The organism is Synechococcus sp. R60.1 (assembly GCF_047461835.1).
In the GTDB taxonomy this organism is placed as follows: Bacteria; Cyanobacteriota; Cyanobacteriia; order Thermostichales; family Thermostichaceae; genus Thermostichus.
In genome coordinates this window covers 1-19,407 of sequence record NZ_JANSIA010000054.1, presented here as the reverse complement: position 1 = coordinate 19,407, position 19,407 = coordinate 1, and the positions used below count along the sequence as shown (strand labels likewise).

The window sequence follows — 19,407 nt, the reverse complement described above, 5'->3', positions numbered from 1 at the left end:
GTAGTAATCCGTACTGAACATATTATACATTATTTTCAGTATAGTTGAGCTTATTATTGACTAGAGTCATGCTCCTGACCGTCCTGAAGACTTCCTTCCAGATCACCCTGGCTCCCCTGTTCATCGACCGTGTCCACCAAGAGGCCTCCCATCCGGGCAATGGAGCTGTGGTGGTGATGAGCGGCACTGTTCGAGACAACACCAATGGCCGCCCTGTCGATTACCTGGAATACCAAGCCTACGAGCCCATGGCTCTGAAGGTCTTCGCCGATATTGCCCGACAAATTCAGCAGCGCTGGCCAGATGCCAACAGTGTGGTCATCCACCACCGCATCGGCAAGCTGCGCATTGGCGAGATCAGCGTCTTGGTGGCGGTGGGCACCCCTCATCGGGCCGAAGGGTTTGCTGCCTGCCAATTTGCCATCGACACCCTCAAGCACAACGCCCCCATCTGGAAAAAAGAATACTGGCGAGATGGCACCAGCGCCTGGGTGAGCCTTGGCGCTTGCGAGCTCTCTTCGGCATAGATCCCCCTACACCATACCCACTTGCTCAGCCAAACCCAATTGCTGGCGGGCTGTTTGGCAATCTTGCTGAATTTGCTGAATCAAATCTGCCACCGTGGGAAATCTCCGCTCTGGGCGGATAAAGCCCCGTAGCGCCACCCGCACCTCTTGCCCGTAGAGATCTCCTGTCCAATCCAATAGATGCACCTCGACGGTGTGCTGTAAACCGGCAAACGTGGGCCGATGGCCAATGTTCATCACCCCAGGTAGAGCTGCCGCAGCAGCAGGCACATCCACCCAAACGCTGTACACCCCATCGCGGGGCAAAAACTTCTCCGGAGGCAAGCGGAGGTTGGCGGTGGGAAAGCCCAGTTGTCGGCCCCGCTGATCCCCTTGCACCACTTCTCCCGTTAGCCGGTAAGGACGACCCAAGAGCGCTTCGGCGGTGGACACCTCCCCAGTCGCCAAGGCAGCTCGAATGCGAGAGCTGCTCACCCGTTCCCCGTTCAGTTTCGCCTCCGGGATCACCTCCACCGGAATGCAGCGCTCGGATCCCCAAGCCTGGAGCGTTTGGGCGTTGCCGGAGCGACGGTGACCAAAGCAAAAATCCCAACCGACGCTGAGATGGCGAACGCGCAGGCCCTGTTCAAGTACCGTTCGGATGAACTCTTGGGGGGGCTGGCAGGCAAATGCAGGGGTGAAGGGGAGCAGTACCACCTGCTCAAAGCCCATTTGCGCCAACAGATCCAGCTTTTCGGCAGGGGGAGTGAGCAACAGCTGAGGCCGCCTCGTCAAGACTTCCTGGGGATGGGGATGAAAGGTGAGGACAGTACGTACCCCCTGAAGAGAATCTCGAATCGGCTGCAGCACCTTCTGATGGCCCAGATGCAAGCCATCGAAGTTCCCGATGGCCACAGCGGTGGGTCGCAAGGTTTGAGCCAGATCAGAAGTGATGTGCACTGTCCGGGATCCTAAAAACAGCCAACCAACTGCCTACCCCAGAGGCCACAGCAGGGCCACCAACCCACTCAAGCCCACTACGCCCCACAAGCTCCGTCGCAGGCGCTGCAACACAGGATCAATCTGATACCTGACAATCAGCCGATGCTGAGCCAGCTCCTCTTCTGACTTGGCATACATCGCCCCATCGTACCAGCCACTTTCTTCATAGGGAATCTGGGCTTGTACCAAGCGCCGCCGCACATAAGCCCATCCCAAGTAGAGATGGAGCAACACCAGGCCGAGCAAGACATTGGCCCCCAGCACCGACCCAGAGACAAAGTGGCCCCAATCTCCGGCAAAGCTGCTCCAAACCAGCGGGGAAACCGCCAGCACAACAGCTCCCCAAACCCCAAAGATTCGTTTTAAGTAAGGGATCCACCCCAAAGCAGGCCAGGAAAAAGGAAAGGCTTCCCTCAGCTCTGCATATTGCCGGAGCGGCTGTTGCTCAGCGGGAATGGGATGGGAGGGATCCAGCATACGCCTTAACGTATCTACACAAAATGATATCGGTCGGGTCGGCCCCCCGCCAAGCCCATCCTCAGACCTCCATCTCCCAGCAGAGGCGGCTCAGAAATCGAGCCCGGATACCCCCCATCAACCGAAGGCAAGCGGGGTATCGTATTAAAGTGTGGTCGCGTCTAGAATTCATCTCATCATGAGCGTCACGAGCGAATCTGCCGCCACTGCCGCACCCTATGTAGTCTTAAAAGAGCCGGATGGCAGCCAGAGGAAACACATTCTCTCGGGAGCGACCGCTTGGACCCTAGGCCGTGATGAGGACAACGCCATCGTCTTGAGCGATCCCAGCGTTTCCCGCCAACATGCCCTGCTGCAATACCTCGACAACAACAGCATCTATCTCATCGATCTGGGCAGCCGCAACGGCTCGTTTGTCAACAATCGCCGCGTCAGCATTCCCACCCTGCTGCAGGATGGGGATCACCTCACCCTTGGACAATCCCAGCTGGAGTTCCACAGCGGATCCCTGGCCAGCTCGGAACCCAGCCCTGCGGCCAAACCTTCGGACACCCTGGTTTTACAAACCCGCTGGCTGATCTCGGTGGCGGTGGTGGATGTGCGAGGTTACGGACAACTGACTCAACAACTGGACGAGCGCCTGCTTTCCCAGGTGATGGGCGATTGGTTCCGGCGGGGTGGGGATATCATTCAGCAGTACGGGGGCACTGTCGATAAATACATTGGCGATGCGATTATGGCCGTTTGGTTCCATGTGCCCCAAGCCAACACTGCTTCTCTGGGCACGGAAGTGCCGGGAATTCACCTCGATGTGAAGTCGGTTTTGCAGGCCATAGCGAAGCTGTTTCAAATGACCGAGCAACTGAACGGTGAGTTTCCGCTGCCTTCTCCCATTCGTCTGGGGGCAGGGGTCAACACAGGCTCGGCAATCGTGCGCCAGGTGGGCAACAACACCCGCCAAGAATATACGGCTCTGGGAGATACGGTGAATTTGGCCTTTCGCATCGAGAGCGCTACCCGCACCCTCAACGCCGACCTGGCGATCAGCCAGGACACCTATACCTGCTTGGCCAAACAGCTGGGGCAGGCAGCCGCCTGCTTCTCCCATCAGGCTGTGGAGCTGAAGGGGTATGCCCACCGCCATCAGGTGTACTACTGCGATGTGCGGTCTTTGCAAGCCGTTCTCAGCCCCTAGACTTGGATCCGACTACCCGGAGATGTCTTGCCGCTGTCTGCTGTCTGACAGAGCAAGGTGGGGGATCCCGCTGTTCTTTTAGAACCTCCTGCTGCTCCTTGAGCCGATAAGATGGCAAGGCCCATTTCGACTGCACAAGAGCCTGGCCCATGACTCTGGTCAATCGCCCCGAGGTGGTGGCAGAGCTAACCGAACTCTACCATCAGTACGAAGCTGCCCTGACGAGCAATGATGTGCCCACCCTGAACCGCCTGTTTTGGGATGGCCCCCAGGTGGTGCGCTTTGGTGTGGGGGAAAATCTCTACGGGGGAGACGAGATCAAGGCTTTTCGCCAACGGCGTCCTCCCACGAATTTGGCCCGCGAGATGCTGCGTTTGCAGGTAGTCACCTTTGGGGCGGATTGCGGCTCGGTCACCTTAGAGTTTCGCCGTCCGGTGAACGGGATCCCTCGCTTGGGCCGCCAAAGCCAGATGTGGTACAGGTTCCCCGATATCGGCTGGAAGATTGTCTCTGCCCACGTGTCGTTTTTGCCGGAAGATCAGGGGGAAATGCTGCGCAAAAGCTGCGGATCCACCTCGCCCACGTAGGTATTCAGCCCAATGGCCGTGGCGATCAAAGCCCCGTCCACCTCCACCCGCCGATACTGGGAGATGGCCTCTGCCAGGGGCACATCCACCACCCGCCGATTTTGCCAGGCCACCATGCGGTCGTATTTGCCTTGGGCGATCAAGTCCACAGCAGCCACCCCAAAGGCTGCTCCCAGCAGGCGATCCAGAGGAGAGGGCGTACCTCCCCGCTGCAGGTGGCCCAAAACCATAACCCGGGTTTCGATGCCGGTGCGCAGGGCGATCTCATTGCCGATGTAATGGCCGATGCCGCCGTAGAGAGACTGCCCCAGGCTGTTGGTGTGGGTCACCGGCTCCCCCGACTCGGTGCGAACCGCCTCTGCCACCACCACAATGCTGAAGTTATTGCCTCGCTCTTTGCGGTCGCGGATTCTTTTGCAGACATTCTCCAGCTTGTAGGGAATTTCCGGGATCAAAATCACATGCGCCCCCCCGGCAATGCCAGCGCTGATGGCAATGTGGCCAGCATCCCGCCCCATCACCTCCATGACCATGACTCGGCTGTGGCTGATGGCCGTGTAGGTGAGCTGATCTAGGGCTTCCACAGCCACGCTCAGAGCTGTGTTGAACCCCACCGAATACTCGGTGGCACCGACATCGTTGTCGATGGTCTTGGGGATCCCGACAAAGTTCCAATCCCCCTGCAGGGCCAGTTGCCGGAGAATGGCCAAGCTGCCATCCCCCCCCACCCCGATCAGCGCATCCAACCCAAGCCGGTGGTAGCCGGTGATCACCTCTGCCGAGCGATCCACCAAGCTGCCATCGGGCATAGGGTAGGCGAAGGGGTTGCCTTTGTTCACGGTGCCCAAGATGGTGCCGCCGTAGCGCAAAATGCCGGAAACCCGCTTCACATCCAGCAGCTCCGCCTCCACCGGTCGAGCCATCAGTCCTGCCGTCGCATCTTTGATGCCATAAACTTCCATATCGTAGTCGCGGGCCCGCCGCACCACTGCTCGAATCACAGCGTTGAGGCCGCCACAATCGCCGCCGCTGGTGAGGATCCCGATTCGCTTACGTTTGGGCATAGAGCTCTAGTTAAAGAAAGGTGAACATCCTGAACAGAGATATGGGTCTACATCGATTGCAGAGAATCCCTACTCGATACAAGCGACGGATGTGAGCCAGTCGATCATTATCCCGGTTCAGCCGGCCCTGGAGAAACACCCTCTGGCCGAGAGCCTGCTGAAAAAGGAGAAGTTGAGGGATCCATACAGCCCAGCAAGATCAGGTCAGCTTGCGCTCCCGGTGGGGCTTGGAGTTGGCGATCAAGCCCAGCCGTTAAGTATTCTTCACAAAAAGAATTAAGAAACATTGCCGCACAAGCTGCCGATTAGGAAAGACTTCTATATCTCTGAGGATAGATCTTTCCAAAAAAACTTGGGGGCAACAATCCACTCAAAAACTGAAATTATTTGTTAAGCAGGGATGATCAAAACCCGGCCAACCCGATGATAGGGATGAGGATAGAAATAAGGCATCCAGTCTGATTTGGGAGCAGTACCATGACTCAAACCATTGCCCAGTGTGCTCTACAAGGGGCCTCAGAGTTGCTCAGCCGCTACCAGCGGGGAGAGCGCCATTTTCCCCAGTCCTGCTTGGAGTATGCCTTCTTGAGGGGGGTCGATCTGCGAGGGGCCAATCTCGAGGGATCCGATTTGCATGGGGCTAACCTGCGCTACGCCAACCTGCGGGGCAGCAATCTGGCGAAGGCTGATCTGCGCTGTGCCGACCTGCGCTATGCCGACCTTGAGGGAGCCTGCTTGGAAGGGGCCAATTTGAGGGGATCCCTCTACAATCACAGCACCTGCTTCCCGGTGGGGTTTGATCCGGTGACGGCAGGGATGCAGCCCTTTGAGTTCTGATTGGGGAAGGAGAGGGGATCCCTGAGCCCTCAGGCCGGGGGAAAGCGCTCCCGCAAATCTCGAATCACCGGAGCGGGCACCAGGTGATCGATGGGGCCGCCCAGCTTGGCGACCTCCTTCACCAGGCTGCTGCTGACAAAACTGTGCTCGCTGGCGGTGGCAAGGAACAAGGTTTCCAGTTCGGGAGCCAGCAGCTTGTTGGTGTGGGCCATTTGCAGCTCCACATCGAAGTCCGACAAAACTCGCAAGCCGCGCACGATCACCTTTGCCCCCCGTTGACGGGCGTAGGCCACCGTCAGACCTGAAAACGTATCAACTTCAACATTTTTGAGATGGGCCGTGGACAGGCTAATCTGGGCTTGCCGCTGCTCTGGGCTGAACAGAGGGGTTTTGTTGGGGTTTTTCAAGACGGCGACAATCACCTTAGAAAAGAGACGACTGGCTCGCTCGATAACATCGAGATGTCCAAGGGTAATGGGGTCAAAGCTGCCGGGGTAGAGGGCGATCATGGCCAACCTCGTGCTATTCCTCACCCTACCTGGTCTCGGGCCCAAGCCAAATAGGTTGTGCTCACTTGAGTGGCTGCCAGAGCCAGGATCTCGGGCTCAGCGTAGGGGTGCAGCTCTCGCAGCCGTTGTTCCAGGCGGGGATAGGCAGTTGCGGGCAATTTGAGCAGGATGAGGAACTCGGCATCGGCCTGCAGGGATCCCTGCCAGCGATAGTAGGACGTGATCCCGGGCAAGACCTGGGCACAGGCCACATAACGTTCGGCCACCAGGGTATGAGCCAAGCGATGGGCCTCGGCTTCGGATCCCACCGTGGTCATGACAACCGCGAGGGTATCGGGTGTGATCTTATCGTCCATGCGGGGCAGTGGTTAACCAAGCGGTTCCTCCCTATCCTATCGCCCGCCAAGTTAGACGCTCCTAGCTCAACGGGGGCCTAGATTTGCCGAAATAGGGCCGCTTCTGGTGCCAGCGCCAGGCAGTTTGAATGATCTCGGCCAAGTCGGTGTAGAGAGGTTTCCAGTTGAGATCCCGAAAGATGGCACCGGCATCGCCCACCAAGCGCGGGGGATCCCCAGGTCGACGTGCTCCCATTTGCACCGGGATCCGCTTTCCGGTCACGGCTGCTGCGGTGGCAATGACCTCTTTGACGGAAAAGCCTTGGCCATTGCCCAGGTTGTAGGCTGCTGGTACGGGTCGGCCAGAGGCCAGCGCTTCTACCGCCAACACGTGGGCTTGAGCCAGGTCGGTGACGTGAATGTAGTCGCGGATACAGGTGCCATCGGGGGTATCGTAGTCATCTCCAAAAACCGTGATGTGGGGACGTTGGCCGCCGGCGACCTCCAACACCAAGGGGATCAAGTGGGTTTCCGGGTCATGGGCCTCCCCAATTTCACCATCGGGATCGGCTCCGGCGGCATTGAAGTAGCGCAGGCTAATGGATCGGATCCCGTGGGCAACCTGGAAATCTTGCAAGATCTGCTCCACCATTAGCTTGCTCTGGCCGTAGGGGTTGATGGGACGTTGCGGATGACTTTCGGGAATGGGAATCCGCTCTGGCACCCCATAAGTGGCACAGGTGCTGGAGAACACTATGTAAGGGATCCCGTGATCCCGCATGGCCTCCAACAAACTCAGGGATCCGGCCACATTGTTGCGGTAGTATTTGCCGGGATCCTTGACCGACTCGCCCACATAGGCATAGGCGGCAAAGTGGATCGCCCCTTCCGGGCGATAGTGCTGGATGACTTGATCAAGCCGCTGGCGGTCGGCGAGATCCCCAATCTCCAACGGCCCCCAGCGAACTGCCCAGGGGTGCCCGTAAACCAAGTTGTCGTAAGCAATGGGGAGATGGCCAGAGGCCGCCAGAGCTTTGCAAGTGTGGCTGCCGATGTAGCCCGCCCCGCCGGTAACCAGGAGACGCATACGCCAGCTTAGATAGGGATCGCACCCAGGATAAAGGCTGCCGACGGGATCCCTTCAAGCTCCAAAAGCTTCTTTGGCGGCGTACATGACCTCCACACTGATCTCGGTCAAGCCTCGTTCGCGGGCAAATTTTTCGGTGTTGCGTTTAACCTTGCCGCGCACAAAGCCGGGCACCTTGTTCAGCTCCGCCTGGGCTTCCCGCGTCCAGATGAGGTCGGAATCGGCGCTCAGGCTCTTGTGAATCACCTCCTTGGTGTCGTGGCCACCGAAGATCTCCAACAGGTGATCTTCCATGCCCAGGGTAAAGGAGTTGTAGATCAAGTCCACAATTTGGTTGGCGCCCTCGTAGCCCAAAAAGGGCCGGTAGCCGATAGGGAAATCCTGCACGTGGATGGGGGCCGAGATGACCCCACAAGGGATCCGCAGCCGTTTGCCCACATGCCGCTCCATCTGGGTGCCGAAAATCGCAGCAGGTTCCGCCTGGGCAATCGCATCCGCCACGCGGGTGTGATCCTCTGTCATCAAGACCTGATCGCAATATTCCCCCACCTCTGCCTGGAACCACTCTCCATCGTAGGTGCAATAGCTGCCCGCCCACACCACGTGGATCCCCATCTCGCGGGCCAGGATTTTGGTGATGGCCGCCGCGTGGGTGGAATCCCCGAAGACCACCGCTTTTTTGCCGGTTAGGTTTTGGCAGTCGATGGAGCGGGAAAACCAGGCCGCTTGGGAAATGTGCAGCGTTTGCTCCTGGATGTAGGCTTCATAATCGACAGGGATCCCTTGCTCGTTTAGGATCTGCTGGATCTGGCGGATGAAGCGAGCCGTTTCCACCACCCCCATCGGGGTGATCTCAATGTAAGGCATGCCGAATTCCTGCTGCAGATAGCGAGCTGTCATCGGCCCCAGCTCCCGGTAGGGCACCACATTAAACCAAGCCCGCCCCAGGTGTTTGAGATCGTGGACACTGGCCCCTTGCGGGATCACCAGGTTGAGCTGGATCCCCAGATCCCGCAGCAGCACCTTCAGCTCCCGCAGATCATGGGCATTGTGAAACCCTAGGGTGGAAATGCCAAGGATGTTACAGGAAGGCCGCTCCGTCTTTTGGGGCAGGCCGTCTAACTCCCCGCTTTTGCGAGCTTTGGTGATATAGAACTCCACAATCTGCTGCAGGGTGCGATCCGCTGCCTGCAATTCGTTAACCCGGTAGTGGTTGACATCTGCCAGCACCACATCGCAGCGACTGGCCAACTGGGCCTGCCGGACAAAGTGATGCAGATCTTCCTGCAAAATGCTGGAAGTGCAGGTGGGGGTGACCACGATCAAATCCGGGTGCTCCTCCCCGTCTTTGCGGACGATGTTGCGAATCACCTTTTCGTCGGATCCCCGCGCCAACACCTGCCGGTCAACGACGCTGGTGGTTACCGGAGTAAAATCCCGCTCTCGCTCCAACATGGAACGCATCACGTTGAAGTAGTCGTCCCCAAGGGGGGCGTGCATGATGCTGTGAACATTTTTGAAAGAGCTGGCCACCCGCAGCGTGCCGATATGGGCAGGGCCAGCGTACATCCAATAGGCCAATTTCATGGGCAGCCTCTCAAGAAAGCCAGAGACAAAATCAAGGATCCCAACCCACCGCCGGATGTGCACCCGCTGGGAATCTCTCCTGGCATTGTAGAACGCTCAGCAGCCGGCATCCCTTGGCTGTTATCCTCCGTAACTCCCAACCGAGACGCTCCCAAGCCAAACTCGATCAAAAGAAAAACAACCCTGCCAAGGCAAGTGTGATTACGGGGATCCCTCTACTCCGCCCAAAGGGCTTGTTCCATCCTAGAAATAGGGGCGATGGATACCCATCTGGCCCCAAAGTTCAAGCTGAGGAACCTCAGGGATCGTGAAAGGTGAATCGGCTAGCAGGCAAGAGCAGAGGAGTTTTTGTAGTTTTCGTTACATGTTAACTTTTGGAGACAAAACATGTAGCTCTACAACATTGAGCAGAGATTCTTGTTTACAGAAGCAAGCTTTCCGTTGGAGAAGGCAGACTAACAGAGGGAAGAGAGATGGCTGATGTTTCCCTCAATACAAACTCGACACAAAGCATAAGAATTGTCGATTATTGACGATTTCATGCGCCGTAACCGACCAAAGGCTGCTGCTTCTTCAAAGGTTGAGGTGAAAGCTTATGGGTTCCACAACGATTTCTTGGCAACGTGCTCGCAAAGCTCCTCAGGAGCTGCCTGGTTCCATGACTTCTGTGCTTTTCAAGTCCACGGGTCGCCTGCGCGACTGGTTGCAGGCTCCGTTGCGTCCCATTCAATCGGCTATGGATAACTTTAGCATCCGCGATCCACGCTTGGCCCATTTCCTTTGCCGGTGGATCCCGGCCCGCTGCCCCTTTGAGCGAGATGTGGTGCTGTTTGGCCATAAGGTGATGCACATTCCGCCCATGTGTAAGCTCAACCCCCTCTACGACCAGGTGGCAGGGCTGCGCTTCCGGGCCTTGTCGTTTTTGGCGGAGCGAGGAGAAGACATTAGCCGTTACCTGTAAGGCAGCTTTTTCCACTAAATCTTTTTTCAAGGGATCCCTGGCCATCCAAAGCCTGCTGCCAAACTCCGGAGCGGATCCCATTAGAAGCGGGTCTCAAACTCGATGGAAATGACATTGTTGCCCTCGAGGTCGATGCTGGCGCGGGTGAGGGTTTGCTCGTTGAGGCGGTAGCGGGCGCTGTAGCGGGTGGGCTGAAAGGGATCCGTTAGGTTGCGCTGCACCGAGATGGAAGTGGCTGGCCCCAGATCGCGGGCCACCTCCAGCGCTAGCCCTATCGAGGAGCGGTTGGCAGCGCGGGTATCGACCTGGGGGACGGGGCTAATGCGCACCTCGTCTAGGCCCAGGGTGTCCCGCAGCGTGTCCAGCACATCGTTGAGCAAGGCAGTTCCGGCCAGGCCGGCCACTCCCGCTTCGGGGTTGAGGCGGGCCAGAGCTGTGCCTCCCAGGAGGGCGACGATCTCTTCGGGGGAGCGGCTGGGGCTGCTGGAAAGGGCCAGAACCCCGTTGCGGGGATCCACCTCAGCCAGCTGGCTGGCCCGCCCGTTGACCGTGGCGAAAATCTCGATGCTCTGCTGGGATCCCGGCAGGTTGCGGTTGGTGTCAAAGGGGGAGAGCTCTTGGGGAAAGCGATAGACCTCGATGGCCTGGGTCATCAAGCGCAGGTTCAGGAAGGGATCGAAGGGGTTGTCTAGGTCAAAAGTGGCGGTATTGGAGCGGGAGCGATCCAGGCGAAAGTTGGCAAGGGGCAGGTTGATGCGGCCTCGCTCTAGGGCAATGGTGCCCGCTGGGCGCAGATCCTGGGGAGTGCCAAACAGGCGCAAGGTGCCGGCAGCATTGAATTCAAACAGATTGGGACGCTGCACGCGGATCCCTGGCCCCAAGACCAGCTCCAGTCCGTTGAGCCGCGGCTGCCAGAAGGGATCCGGCGAAGTCGAGCCGGCGGCAGCTGTTGCGGCCTCAGGTTCTGCCCGGCGGGGGCTGACATCCACGATCCCTTGAGAAACCTCCAGCCGCCCCTCGAGCAAAGGTTGCAGAAGCAGCCCTCTGACAGCCACCTCGCCGTCCAGATGGCCAGTGTAGAGGCTGGGCAGGTTGAGCTGGATCCCTTGGAGTTGCAGAGTTAAGGGTGGCGAGGTTTCGTCCATCTGCAGGGCACCGCGAGAGTTGACGGGCAAAAAGCCTTCAGCCAAAAGGGATCCACCCCCCAACTGTCCCCGCAGCTCCTGGACTTGCAGCTGATTGAGGTTAAAGGCGATCTGGCCTGTGAGGTCGGTAATGGGCTCCGGCAGGGCTGCCAGCTTGAGGATCCCCGAGTTGACGCTCAAGTTCCCCTGCAGGCTGGGCTCTCGCAAGGTGCCGCGGATGGCCAGCTCCAGTTGGCTTTGGCCGCCTTCCCAGCGCACCTGGTCGGTGAAGAGGTTGATCAGGCGCAGACCGCCATGCTTGGCTTGCAGGGTGAGGTCGATCTGGTCGGATTCGGCCCGCACCTCGGCAAAGGGCAGGGTGTAGGGCACTAGGCCAAAGAGGCGAATGGGTTCGTCACCATTGGCCAGCAGGGCGCCGTCCAGGCGCAGCTGCCCCCGCTGGTAGTCAAATTGTCCTCCCACCTCCCGCAGCGGCACCTGGTTGATCTGGGCGTTGACCACTGTCAGGGATCCGCGGGCATGGGGATCCCGCAGGTTGCCGGCCAGCTCCACGTCCAGGTTGAGATCCCCCTGCAGCTCCAGCTCCTCTGGCAGGAAGCGGTCCAGCAAAGCCAGAGGCAATCCTTGGATTTGCAGGGATCCCGACTGTTCCTCTAGGCCCAGCTTGCCCACAAAAAGGGCTTGACGTTCGCCACTGCGCAACCGCAGCGGCTCCAACACCACTGCATCTCCAGCCAGGCTGCCCCTGGCAGTAAGGCTTTCGATGCCAAACTCCTCGGCTTGCCAATTCCGGCCCTCCAGTTGAAAGCTGACACGGGGCTGGGCAAGGTTGCCGGCAATACTCAAGCTGCCCTGAAACTCCCCTCGCAGACTCGTGGGCGGCGGGAAAGTGCTCCGCACCGCTGACGCGAACAGCGGATCCATGCGGCTGGCCAGAGTCTCCAGGTGGGCGGCCAGGATCTGGGCATAGTACTCTAGCTGCTCCAGGAGAGGATGGTTGGGCAAACCAACCGGATCGGTCTCCAACACCGAGGCAGGGCCCAAGGGGGGCAATTGGAAACCCCGGGTGGTGAGGTCGCGCCACTGCCGCCACTTGAAGGCGGAGATGATATCTTCTAGCCGACCTTGATGGGTGCTGATCTCTAGGTCAATTTGGGGAGCGAGAGCCGCCAAGGTGGGATCCAAACCGGCTTGCAGAAGAGTTGCAGGCAGCTCTAAGGTGCCCCTAGCCGTATAGGTGCTCTCGAACAAATCCAGTTGGGCTTGAGCAATGGTCAGCCGGGGAGAGCCGGAGTCGCCCGCAGTCTGGTAGTCAAAATCCACCGAGAAGCCCTGCACTTTCATCCCTCCCCACTGCAGATCCGCTACCGCAGCCCGTCCTTGGGCAGCACCACTCGCCAGGTCAACTGCCACCTCCCCATCGAGGTTCCCCTGTAGGCTGGCCCACGGCCCGGCAGCTAAGCCCCCCAGCAAAGCCAGCGGCAGCCGATTCACCGTCACCTGGAGCTGTTCCTGCTGTCGTTGACCTACTGCCTCCGCCTCCCCTCGCCGGACTTGAAATTGCAAAGGCTGCAACTGGGGATCCAACTGCAGCGCCAGTCGATCCCGCTTCCCCCGCAGATCCACTTCCGTCCCCTGAACAGACCCCTGAAAGGGCCCGGCCAAGTCTTCAAAGGCCACATCTCCCACCTGCAAGCCCCGCAACTGCGCCTTGCCAGTCACCTGCAAGGTGTCCAGAGGTCCGCGGATCTGGCCGGATCCCTGCAGCACTCCTTTCACCAGCGGCGGCAGGCCGGGTACTTCTGCCAGCGTAATCCCGTCGGTGGTAAAGCTCAGATCCAGGGATCCCACCTGCAGCGTCTGGGGATCCAAGGGGATCTGCCCTTCGACCCTGGCCAGGCGAGTGCCACCTGCCAACACCTCCGCCTCCTGGATATGCAGTCCGGATCCCTCCCAAGTCACCTGGCCGCGGATGCCCTCAACCCACTGCCGTCCCCTCGCTCCCAAAGGCTGCAACAAAGCCAGCGACCCTTGCGCCCGCAACGCCCCCAGGAAGCCCACTTCTGCTGCCGCCGCCCTGTCCAGCTGCGCCGTCAGCTCGCCAGAGAGGGATCCCGGCCATTGGGGGTTGAAAAAGGCCAGCGGCACCTCCTGAGGAGCCAACTGCGTCTGGAGCTGTCCCCCCGCCCACCGCCCCGCCACCGCCACCCGGCCTCCGCCCACGTCCAGCACCGCCTGCGGCACCTGCACCACCCAGTCCCGACCCTCCGGCAAAACCTGCAGCTGCCCTCTTCCGGCAATCTCTCCCCCAAGACTTTCCCAGGTGGCCTCTACCTGAGGTTGGGATCCCGTCAGCGCCACCTGCACTTGAGCGGAAACCGGCCCCACCCAAGGAAGAGCGCCCCGGCGGGGCAGGTTGAGGCCGTAAAGGGCCAGCACCTGCTCCACGTCGGCTCCGCTGACTTGAAGATCGAACTGGCCTGCCAAGCCGGCAGCCCATTGCAGCTGGCCGGAGCCTTGGATGCGACCCCCTGCGGTCTTGAGGTCAATTGCTTCCAAGGCCAAGGTTTGATCCGCAAAGCGGAAGCCAAAGGCATACTCCGACACCGGCAGGCGATCCACCTGCCCCGGCGAAAGCCCCCGCAACTGTCCCCGGATCTGCGGCTGATCCAAGGCTCCAGTGACCGCTACGGATCCCCCTACCACCCCCTCCACCGCCACCGGCAGGCCAAAGGCAAACGTCTCTTGGATCTGCTGCAGGCGGGCCGGCGCTACTTCCGCCTGCAAACCAAACCCCTGTCCTTGCTCCCAGACCACCGGGCCTTTTAGCTCGGCAAAGGAAAGCTGACCAAAGCGACCGCTCACCCCCTCCAGCTCCAACCCCTGCAAGGTAAAGCGAACGGAGCCCTTCACCTCTTCAAAAGGATGGGGCAACCTCTCCAGATCCAGCCGAGCCTGTTGAACCTGGGCCTGCCCCGTCAACTCCAGCGGTTGATCCCGCCGCCAGAGCACCTGGAGATCCAAGCCAGTTTCCCCCTGCACCTCCGCAAAAGGGGCCGCCGGCACCACACTGGGCAAGAGATCCAAAGGCAGACGAGCCGCAGAAAGCGTCACCGAACCGGAAGCCTGGGCAAAATCCGCCACCCCCCTGAGCTGCAGGGGGTACCCCCCCTCCCCCTCCCGAGGGAGCAACCGTGCCGTCGCCTGGAAACTGGCCCGCCCCCCGAAAAGATCCTCCTCTCCTGGCGGGGCATTGTGGGGCAGCCACACCTGCACCTGGCCCTGCAGCCGATCAAACTGGCGTCGCTCCCCCACCAAAGGGATGGCCGTCAGGGATCCCTGGCGCAAACGGATGTTCAGCCCATGCAAGGGCAGGGATCCCTCCCCTTCGGGCAGTTGAAACTGCACATCCGCCCAGCCGCGATCCAGCGTTTCCATCAGCAGCAGTTGCGGCTGGTTTAGGGTAACATTCAGCACCCACTGACCCGTCTGCAGCCAAGTCCAGAAATCAGGGCTGAGGTCGATGGAGCCGATACTGGCCAGATGTTCAACGCGGCTTTCTCCCAAGCTCACCTGCCAGGGGGCCAGAAACCTCACCTCCCCCAATTCCACGCGCCGGCGCATCGCTTGCGAGAGGGTTGCTTCCACCTGCGGCAGCACGTGATCTTGAAGGTAGATCCCTGTTCCCCAGGCGGCACCAAAGGCGGCAGCCGTCAAGCCCAAACCCACCCCAGCTAGAGTGATGGGGGAAAGGTTGAATCGTTGCTGCTGCATCTTTGGATCTTGGTGATCCTCTCCCAACCGCCTACCCCTTAAAAACCTGACAGGCTCCCAAAAGCCATTCGTGCACTGCGGGCCGACCTTGCCGGCACAGTTGCCCCCATCCTACCCAAGGACTCCTGGCTTGCCACGAGGGAACAGAAAGAAGAGATCCCTGCTCCCAGGCGTAATTCCCCCGAAGACCCCGCGGAAAAATACCGTCTCCCGCGGAGAACGGGGATGCTAAGCTATCTCCACACCCGAGATTGAACCCACCCTGGGGCCTCTCTCAGGTGTTCCCTTCTGTCGAGATGGTTGAAAGGAGAAGAGCCATTCCGGAACCCCTATCTCTGACGGTCAGCTTGCGCGGCAGCCGCGAGGCGCTGGAAAACTGCCAGGTCTTTCACCTGACTGGCCTTCTGGATGCCTTTTCCGAGCCGGTCTTTGTTAAGGTGGTCACCAAATACCTGGAAGAGGGATCCCCTAACCTGATCCTGGATTTGACAGGGATCGACTTCATCGACAGCTCTGGCGTCGGCGCCCTGGTGCAATTGGCCAAGCTGGTGCAGGGCCGCGCAGGTATCTTTCAGGTGGTGAGCAACCCCCGCATTACCCAAACGGTGAAACTGGTGCGCCTGGAGAAGTTCCTATCTTTGCGCAACTCCTTGCAGGAAGCCTTGGATCGCCTGAAGGAAGGAAGTACGGGCAGTACAGAGACCGCCTGATACGTAATAAGTATGGGTCTGGGAACCTTTTGGGGGATCAGTGCTGGAGCAGGGGATCCCGACTGGATAACGGTCAAAGCAGCCCGCATCCTCAGCACGGTCAACTGGGTGGCCTGTCCCCAAAATGCCGCCGGCCAGCCGGGCCTGGCCTATCAGATTGTGCGCCCTTGGCTGCGACCGGAACAAACCCTCTTGCCGCTTCGCCTGCCCTTTGTCACCCAGCCGGAAGTCCTGCAAGCTGCCTGGCGAGTGGCTGCCCAGCAACTAGCCCCACTCCTAGAAAGGGGAGAAGATGTCGCCTTTATCTGTGAGGGAGACGTGGGCCTCTACAGCACCTTCGCCTACGTGGCCCAAGCCCTGCGGCAGCGGATCCCCGCCTTGCCCATCCAGGCCATACCGGGGGTGTGCTCTCCCTTAGCCGCTGCTGCTGCCCTGGGATCCCCCTTGGTGCTCGGCTCCGAGAAATTGGCGATTTTACCGGCTCTGTTCGCCCTCTCGGAACTGGAGCAGGCTTGCGCCTGGGCTGAGGTGGTCGTCCTCATGAAAGTGGCCTCTGTCTATCCTCAGGTTTGGCAGTGGCTGGCCGAAAGAGGTTGGCTGCAACAGGCCAGCTTGGTGGTCTGGGCCGGCTGGCCTCAGCAAACCCTCTTCCCCACCCTGGAAGGACTGGCCGACTACCAGCCCCCCTACTTTTCCCTGCTGATCCTGCGTTCTCGGCCCCGAAATCAAGATTCTCTTAACCTGGAAAACGAGCTACAGCTGGAATGAGTTTTCTAGGATAGGGAATGAGTTCCTTCCGGCGATTAAGCCCGAAGCAGGGGTTGGTCGTTGTTTTTTTGCGTTTATTTCTGTTTAGCTCAAGGCTCGCGCCGAGCCAGCTTGTTTCCCCAAAAAATCAGGTGTCCTGTGACGGAAAGAGGCTGAGGAATCCGAATCCAGAATGCTGGGATCCCTCATTGACCTGAACCAAAAAGAGATGAAAAGACCAAGTTAAAGGAATGATCCAGCCTGTTAAGAATGGTTGCCGCCCTTGGTGGAGAGATCGGCTATAGGTTAGATTATGAATGTAGTGATTCAGGCGAGGAGGATAATATCTCATCCCCATCTCAAATGCGAGGCACCGCTTCTCGATTGAATCAAATCCAAAATTCAAGTCCAAAATTCTCTGTCGGTCAACGCTTTGATCCAAGCTTCCGATCCGTTGCTTCGGCAGACTCTCCTGAGAAGTGGTTGTCTCGCTCAGCAGAGCACCTGGTACCTACGACAGGTTTTCCTCAAAGCAGAACAAGGGAGTTAGGCAGATAGCAGTTGGGCTTGCTGCACAAGCCACTGGGAAAGTGAGAGAGCGCTCTAGGTGTTCCTCAAATAATCCTCAAATAAAAGTGGTTTTGCCAGATCAACAAGCTCAGCCGGCTATTTTGAGTCTCCATTCATGAGCGAGTCAGGGTGGGAAAATCGGTGATCAGGTTCAGGTGCTCTCAACCTGCAAGCTCTGCGAGTCGGAACCAGCGCTCAGTGGGACAAGGACTGCGGGCTTTAGCAATTCGAGGTTCTCTCAGTTCATAGTTTCACTCTCACTTTCAGGAGGTTGCTATGTTTACCTTTCTCTCAAAGATTGCTAGAGCAATTATCCGCATATTTGCTCCTGCCAAGTCCGATCTGGTGGAAGTGGGTTACCAGCCCATCACGGATGATATCTATCGCATCAACGGCTCAGCCTGCCGTTTTAGCGATCTGGAGATCTCATCGTAAACCTCAGAGTCGGATTCTGGTGTCGGAGCGGCCACTGGCGCTGGCCTAGAAATTGGAAAAAATTGGAAAGCTACAAGTTAAGACAACTGAATAAGTCTTAGTTAAGTCTTGGATGCGGTTAGTCCGCGTCGGCAGGGGTGGTTTTCCTCCCTGTGGCCAAGTTCTACCGGTTCAGTGGTGGCTTCCCGTGGGGGTCACCACTTATTGTTTTGTTGTTTGCAAGTTGTTTGGGAAAATAAGGAGAATGCTTGCGGTTGCCCTATCTCAACCTGTGTTGCCTTCCCCCGTAGTTTACCCAGCTACATCGAATGATCTGGATCCCTTGGCCGAAGTTCTAGCCCAGGTTTTTCATCCCCCCTCAGGTCTGCAACGCTGGATCTACCCGATTTGCAAGCTGGGCATTCGCGAAGAGTTGCGCCTCAGGCTGGCCGCAAGGGATCCCCACTACTGCTGTCTGGCAGCTGCGGTGGGATCCGAAGTGGTGGGCACTGCCGAGATCTCTTTGCGGGTCACAGCCCACGGGAAGTATCCCTACCTCTCCAACTTGGCGGTGCTGCCCGGCTGGCGGCGGCGAGGAATTGCTCGTCTGCTTTTGCTCAGTGCTGAAGGGGTGGCGAAAGGGTGGGGCTACCGCTGTTTGCATCTGCACGTATTGGAAGACAATCTCCCCGCGCGGCAACTGTACGCTCAACTGCGCTATACCCCCATCGAACGCACCGCTCAACTCTGGCGATGGTTGGGGATCCCTCCGCAGCTTTTGCTCTGCAAGTGGTTACCTTGAATTGGCAAAGGAATTGGCAAAGCGGCAACATTGAGCTGGCAGAGTGGAGATGCTTCCCACCCCGCTGGCTTGCTTCTGCGCAGTGAGGCGAGTTCCTGGACTCATATAAAGTTATGTAAACTAGAGATGGGTTCTAGAGAGGTCTCGGAGGGGCAGTGAGGGAATTGGGCAGGGTTTTCATGGGATTGGTTGTGGGCCTGCTTGTGGGCTTTGGGATGACTCAGCCTGCCTGGGCCCAGTGGGGAACTACTCCTCTCCCGCCAATAGGTTCTCCGGCACCGGAGTTCGCATTGCCAGATCAAGCCGGGCAAATACGGCGGCTGGCGGATTTTCGGGGGGAGTGGGTGGTGTTGTATTTTTACCCCCGCGACTTCACTTCCGGCTGTACGATTGAGGCCCGCCGCTTTCAGCAAGATTTGCCCAAGTTCCGGGCCATGGGGGCACAGGTTGTGGGCGTGAGCGCTGACTCGGTGGACTCCCACAAGCGCTTTTGCTCGGCAGAGGGGCTACAGTTTCCTTTGCTGTCGGATCCCGACGGCACGGTCAGTCGAGCCTACGGATCCTGGATGGGCGATGTTGCCCTGCGCAATACGTTCTTGATCGACCCGGAGGGGATTTTGCGAGAAATCGACCCAATCGTGAACCCCAGCCGCCACAGTGCTGAGGTTCTGGCCCAGTTGCAGCAGCTTATCAGGAACTAGCCCTCTAGCTTTCCGGGCCAAAAGTCTGCTCAAACTCGTGGAGCAACTCGTCGATCTCCTCCAGCGCTTGGTTGACATCCACGCGCAAGCTGCCCAAGTCTGGCTTTTCCAACAGCTTGGCTACCGCTGGCCGGCGTTCGCGGATTAGCTTGATGCGCTCTTTCAAGGCGGCAATTTCGGCGGCGTCCATAGCTTCAGAGACCTAATTGACTCTCCTAGCTTATCGCTTCCGCTGGGGGAGTGTCGCCTGCTGGGATCCCTTTCTGAACCACCGAGAGCCAATCATAATAGAGCTGCGCAACCTGGCACTCAACCCCGCTTCAGAGCATGACTCTAGTCAATAATAAGCTCAACTATACTGAAAATAATGTATAATATGTTCAGTACGGATTACTAC

The 19,407-nt window shown here is 58.7% G+C and carries 19 protein-coding genes; 10 read left to right on the top strand and 9 right to left on the bottom strand.

Annotation, left to right across the window (positions count from 1 at the left end; genetic code table 11):
* The first annotated feature begins 68 nt into the window (after positions 1–68).
* Positions 69–527 carry a molybdenum cofactor biosynthesis protein MoaE gene (locus NW834_RS08785; protein WP_414416933.1) on the top strand — a complete coding sequence of 153 codons (459 nt, stop codon included), beginning with the start codon at positions 69–71 and terminating at the stop codon, positions 525–527.
* Positions 528–533: 6 nt separating this feature from the next.
* Here NW834_RS08785 and NW834_RS08780 read toward each other — a convergent pair whose 3' ends face one another.
* Entirely contained in the window at positions 534–1,466 is a 933-nt protein-coding gene (locus NW834_RS08780) for a bifunctional riboflavin kinase/FAD synthetase (RefSeq protein ID WP_414407538.1), read from the bottom strand.
* 33 nt (positions 1,467–1,499) lie between these two features.
* A complete protein-coding gene (locus tag NW834_RS08775; RefSeq protein ID WP_011433781.1) occupies positions 1,500–1,985 on the bottom strand; it encodes a CGLD27 family protein in 486 nt (161 codons plus the stop codon).
* Between the two features lie 178 nt (positions 1,986–2,163).
* Here NW834_RS08775 and NW834_RS08770 point away from each other — a divergent pair, with 178 nt between their 5' ends.
* On the top strand, positions 2,164–3,180 hold the full coding sequence (locus NW834_RS08770) for an FHA domain-containing protein (RefSeq protein ID WP_414419470.1): 1,017 nt from the start codon (positions 2,164–2,166) through the stop codon (positions 3,178–3,180).
* Between the two features lie 149 nt (positions 3,181–3,329).
* Positions 3,330–3,767 (top strand): oxalurate catabolism protein HpxZ, encoded by a 438-nt coding sequence (gene hpxZ / locus NW834_RS08765; protein WP_414413292.1) that lies wholly within the window; start codon positions 3,330–3,332, stop codon positions 3,765–3,767.
* Here hpxZ and NW834_RS08760 read toward each other — a convergent pair.
* A complete protein-coding gene (locus NW834_RS08760; RefSeq protein WP_414332294.1) occupies positions 3,719–4,831 on the bottom strand; it encodes an ATP-dependent 6-phosphofructokinase in 1,113 nt (370 codons plus the stop codon). The genes hpxZ and NW834_RS08760 overlap by 49 nt on opposite strands.
* 477 nt (positions 4,832–5,308) lie before the next feature.
* On the opposite strand from NW834_RS08760, the gene NW834_RS08755 reads away from it, so the two are divergent.
* On the top strand, positions 5,309–5,668 hold the full coding sequence (locus NW834_RS08755; RefSeq protein WP_414344503.1) for a pentapeptide repeat-containing protein: 360 nt from the start codon (positions 5,309–5,311) through the stop codon (positions 5,666–5,668).
* Between the two features lie 29 nt (positions 5,669–5,697).
* Here NW834_RS08755 and coaD read toward each other — a convergent pair whose 3' ends face one another.
* The 4 genes from coaD to bchB form a co-directional block, all read right to left on the bottom strand.
* A complete protein-coding gene (gene coaD, locus NW834_RS08750; protein WP_414355759.1) occupies positions 5,698–6,177 on the bottom strand; it encodes a pantetheine-phosphate adenylyltransferase in 480 nt (159 codons plus the stop codon).
* A 20-nt stretch (positions 6,178–6,197) separates the two neighbouring features.
* On the bottom strand, positions 6,198–6,533 hold the full coding sequence (gene cutA / locus NW834_RS08745; RefSeq protein ID WP_414344501.1) for a divalent-cation tolerance protein CutA: 336 nt from the start codon (positions 6,531–6,533) through the stop codon (positions 6,198–6,200).
* A gap of 61 nt (positions 6,534–6,594) precedes the next feature.
* Positions 6,595–7,599 (bottom strand): UDP-glucose 4-epimerase GalE, encoded by a 1,005-nt coding sequence (galE, locus tag NW834_RS08740; protein ID WP_414419471.1) that lies wholly within the window; start codon positions 7,597–7,599, stop codon positions 6,595–6,597.
* A gap of 54 nt (positions 7,600–7,653) precedes the next feature.
* Positions 7,654–9,186 (bottom strand): ferredoxin:protochlorophyllide reductase (ATP-dependent) subunit B, encoded by a 1,533-nt coding sequence (gene bchB, locus NW834_RS08735; protein ID WP_414419472.1) that lies wholly within the window; start codon positions 9,184–9,186, stop codon positions 7,654–7,656.
* 658 nt (positions 9,187–9,844) lie between these two features.
* On the opposite strand from bchB, the gene NW834_RS08730 reads away from it, so the two are divergent.
* Positions 9,845–10,147 carry a Mo-dependent nitrogenase C-terminal domain-containing protein gene (locus NW834_RS08730; protein WP_414330967.1) on the top strand — a complete coding sequence of 101 codons (303 nt, stop codon included), beginning with the start codon at positions 9,845–9,847 and terminating at the stop codon, positions 10,145–10,147.
* 80 nt (positions 10,148–10,227) lie between these two features.
* Here NW834_RS08730 and NW834_RS08725 read toward each other — a convergent pair whose 3' ends face one another.
* Positions 10,228–15,066, bottom strand: a complete 4,839-nt coding sequence (locus NW834_RS08725) for a translocation/assembly module TamB domain-containing protein (RefSeq protein ID WP_414419473.1) — start codon at positions 15,064–15,066, stop codon at positions 10,228–10,230.
* Positions 15,067–15,362: 296 nt separating this feature from the next.
* Between NW834_RS08725 and NW834_RS08720 the strand changes: the two genes are divergently transcribed.
* The 5 genes from NW834_RS08720 to NW834_RS08700 all read left to right on the top strand — a co-directional run bounded on the left by NW834_RS08720 (position 15,363) and on the right by NW834_RS08700 (position 19,010).
* Positions 15,363–15,776 carry an STAS domain-containing protein gene (locus NW834_RS08720; protein WP_011433770.1) on the top strand — a complete coding sequence of 138 codons (414 nt, stop codon included), beginning with the start codon at positions 15,363–15,365 and terminating at the stop codon, positions 15,774–15,776.
* A 12-nt stretch (positions 15,777–15,788) separates the two neighbouring features.
* Positions 15,789–16,544, top strand: a complete 756-nt coding sequence (locus NW834_RS08715) for a precorrin-2 C(20)-methyltransferase (protein WP_414406588.1) — start codon at positions 15,789–15,791, stop codon at positions 16,542–16,544.
* Positions 16,545–17,369: 825 nt separating this feature from the next.
* Entirely contained in the window at positions 17,370–17,528 is a 159-nt protein-coding gene (locus NW834_RS08710; RefSeq protein WP_011433768.1) for a hypothetical protein, read from the top strand.
* A 322-nt stretch (positions 17,529–17,850) separates the two neighbouring features.
* Positions 17,851–18,309 carry a GNAT family N-acetyltransferase gene (locus tag NW834_RS08705; RefSeq protein ID WP_414419474.1) on the top strand — a complete coding sequence of 153 codons (459 nt, stop codon included), beginning with the start codon at positions 17,851–17,853 and terminating at the stop codon, positions 18,307–18,309.
* Between the two features lie 179 nt (positions 18,310–18,488).
* Positions 18,489–19,010, top strand: coding sequence for a peroxiredoxin (locus NW834_RS08700; RefSeq protein ID WP_414384012.1), 522 nt, complete (start codon positions 18,489–18,491; stop codon positions 19,008–19,010).
* Between the two features lie 4 nt (positions 19,011–19,014).
* Here NW834_RS08700 and NW834_RS08695 read toward each other — a convergent pair whose 3' ends face one another.
* Positions 19,015–19,200: a hypothetical protein gene (locus NW834_RS08695; protein WP_011433765.1), complete on the bottom strand. Its 186-nt coding sequence runs from the start codon at positions 19,198–19,200 to the stop codon at positions 19,015–19,017.
* Positions 19,201–19,407: the final 207 nt, after the last annotated feature.

What these genes read in the sequence shown, in the direction of transcription:
- NW834_RS08785 (WP_414416933.1), top strand. Translation starts at nt 69, where the DNA reads ATGCTCCTGACCGTCCTGAAGACTTCCTTCCAGATCACCCTGGCTCCC.
- NW834_RS08775 (WP_011433781.1), bottom strand. Translation starts at nt 1,985, where the DNA reads ATGCTGGATCCCTCCCATCCCATTCCCGCTGAGCAACAGCCGCTCCGG.
- NW834_RS08770 (WP_414419470.1), top strand. Translation starts at nt 2,164, where the DNA reads ATGAGCGTCACGAGCGAATCTGCCGCCACTGCCGCACCCTATGTAGTC.
- hpxZ (WP_414413292.1), top strand. Translation starts at nt 3,330, where the DNA reads ATGACTCTGGTCAATCGCCCCGAGGTGGTGGCAGAGCTAACCGAACTC.
- NW834_RS08760 (WP_414332294.1), bottom strand. Translation starts at nt 4,831, where the DNA reads ATGCCCAAACGTAAGCGAATCGGGATCCTCACCAGCGGCGGCGATTGT.
- NW834_RS08755 (WP_414344503.1), top strand. Translation starts at nt 5,309, where the DNA reads ATGACTCAAACCATTGCCCAGTGTGCTCTACAAGGGGCCTCAGAGTTG.
- coaD (WP_414355759.1), bottom strand. Translation starts at nt 6,177, where the DNA reads ATGATCGCCCTCTACCCCGGCAGCTTTGACCCCATTACCCTTGGACAT.
- cutA (WP_414344501.1), bottom strand. Translation starts at nt 6,533, where the DNA reads ATGGACGATAAGATCACACCCGATACCCTCGCGGTTGTCATGACCACG.
- galE (WP_414419471.1), bottom strand. Translation starts at nt 7,599, where the DNA reads ATGCGTCTCCTGGTTACCGGCGGGGCGGGCTACATCGGCAGCCACACT.
- bchB (WP_414419472.1), bottom strand. Translation starts at nt 9,186, where the DNA reads ATGAAATTGGCCTATTGGATGTACGCTGGCCCTGCCCATATCGGCACG.
- NW834_RS08730 (WP_414330967.1), top strand. Translation starts at nt 9,845, where the DNA reads ATGACTTCTGTGCTTTTCAAGTCCACGGGTCGCCTGCGCGACTGGTTG.
- NW834_RS08725 (WP_414419473.1), bottom strand. Translation starts at nt 15,066, where the DNA reads ATGCAGCAGCAACGATTCAACCTTTCCCCCATCACTCTAGCTGGGGTG.
- NW834_RS08720 (WP_011433770.1), top strand. Translation starts at nt 15,363, where the DNA reads ATGGTTGAAAGGAGAAGAGCCATTCCGGAACCCCTATCTCTGACGGTC.
- NW834_RS08715 (WP_414406588.1), top strand. Translation starts at nt 15,789, where the DNA reads ATGGGTCTGGGAACCTTTTGGGGGATCAGTGCTGGAGCAGGGGATCCC.
- NW834_RS08710 (WP_011433768.1), top strand. Translation starts at nt 17,370, where the DNA reads ATGTTTACCTTTCTCTCAAAGATTGCTAGAGCAATTATCCGCATATTT.
- NW834_RS08700 (WP_414384012.1), top strand. Translation starts at nt 18,489, where the DNA reads ATGGGATTGGTTGTGGGCCTGCTTGTGGGCTTTGGGATGACTCAGCCT.
- NW834_RS08695 (WP_011433765.1), bottom strand. Translation starts at nt 19,200, where the DNA reads ATGGACGCCGCCGAAATTGCCGCCTTGAAAGAGCGCATCAAGCTAATC.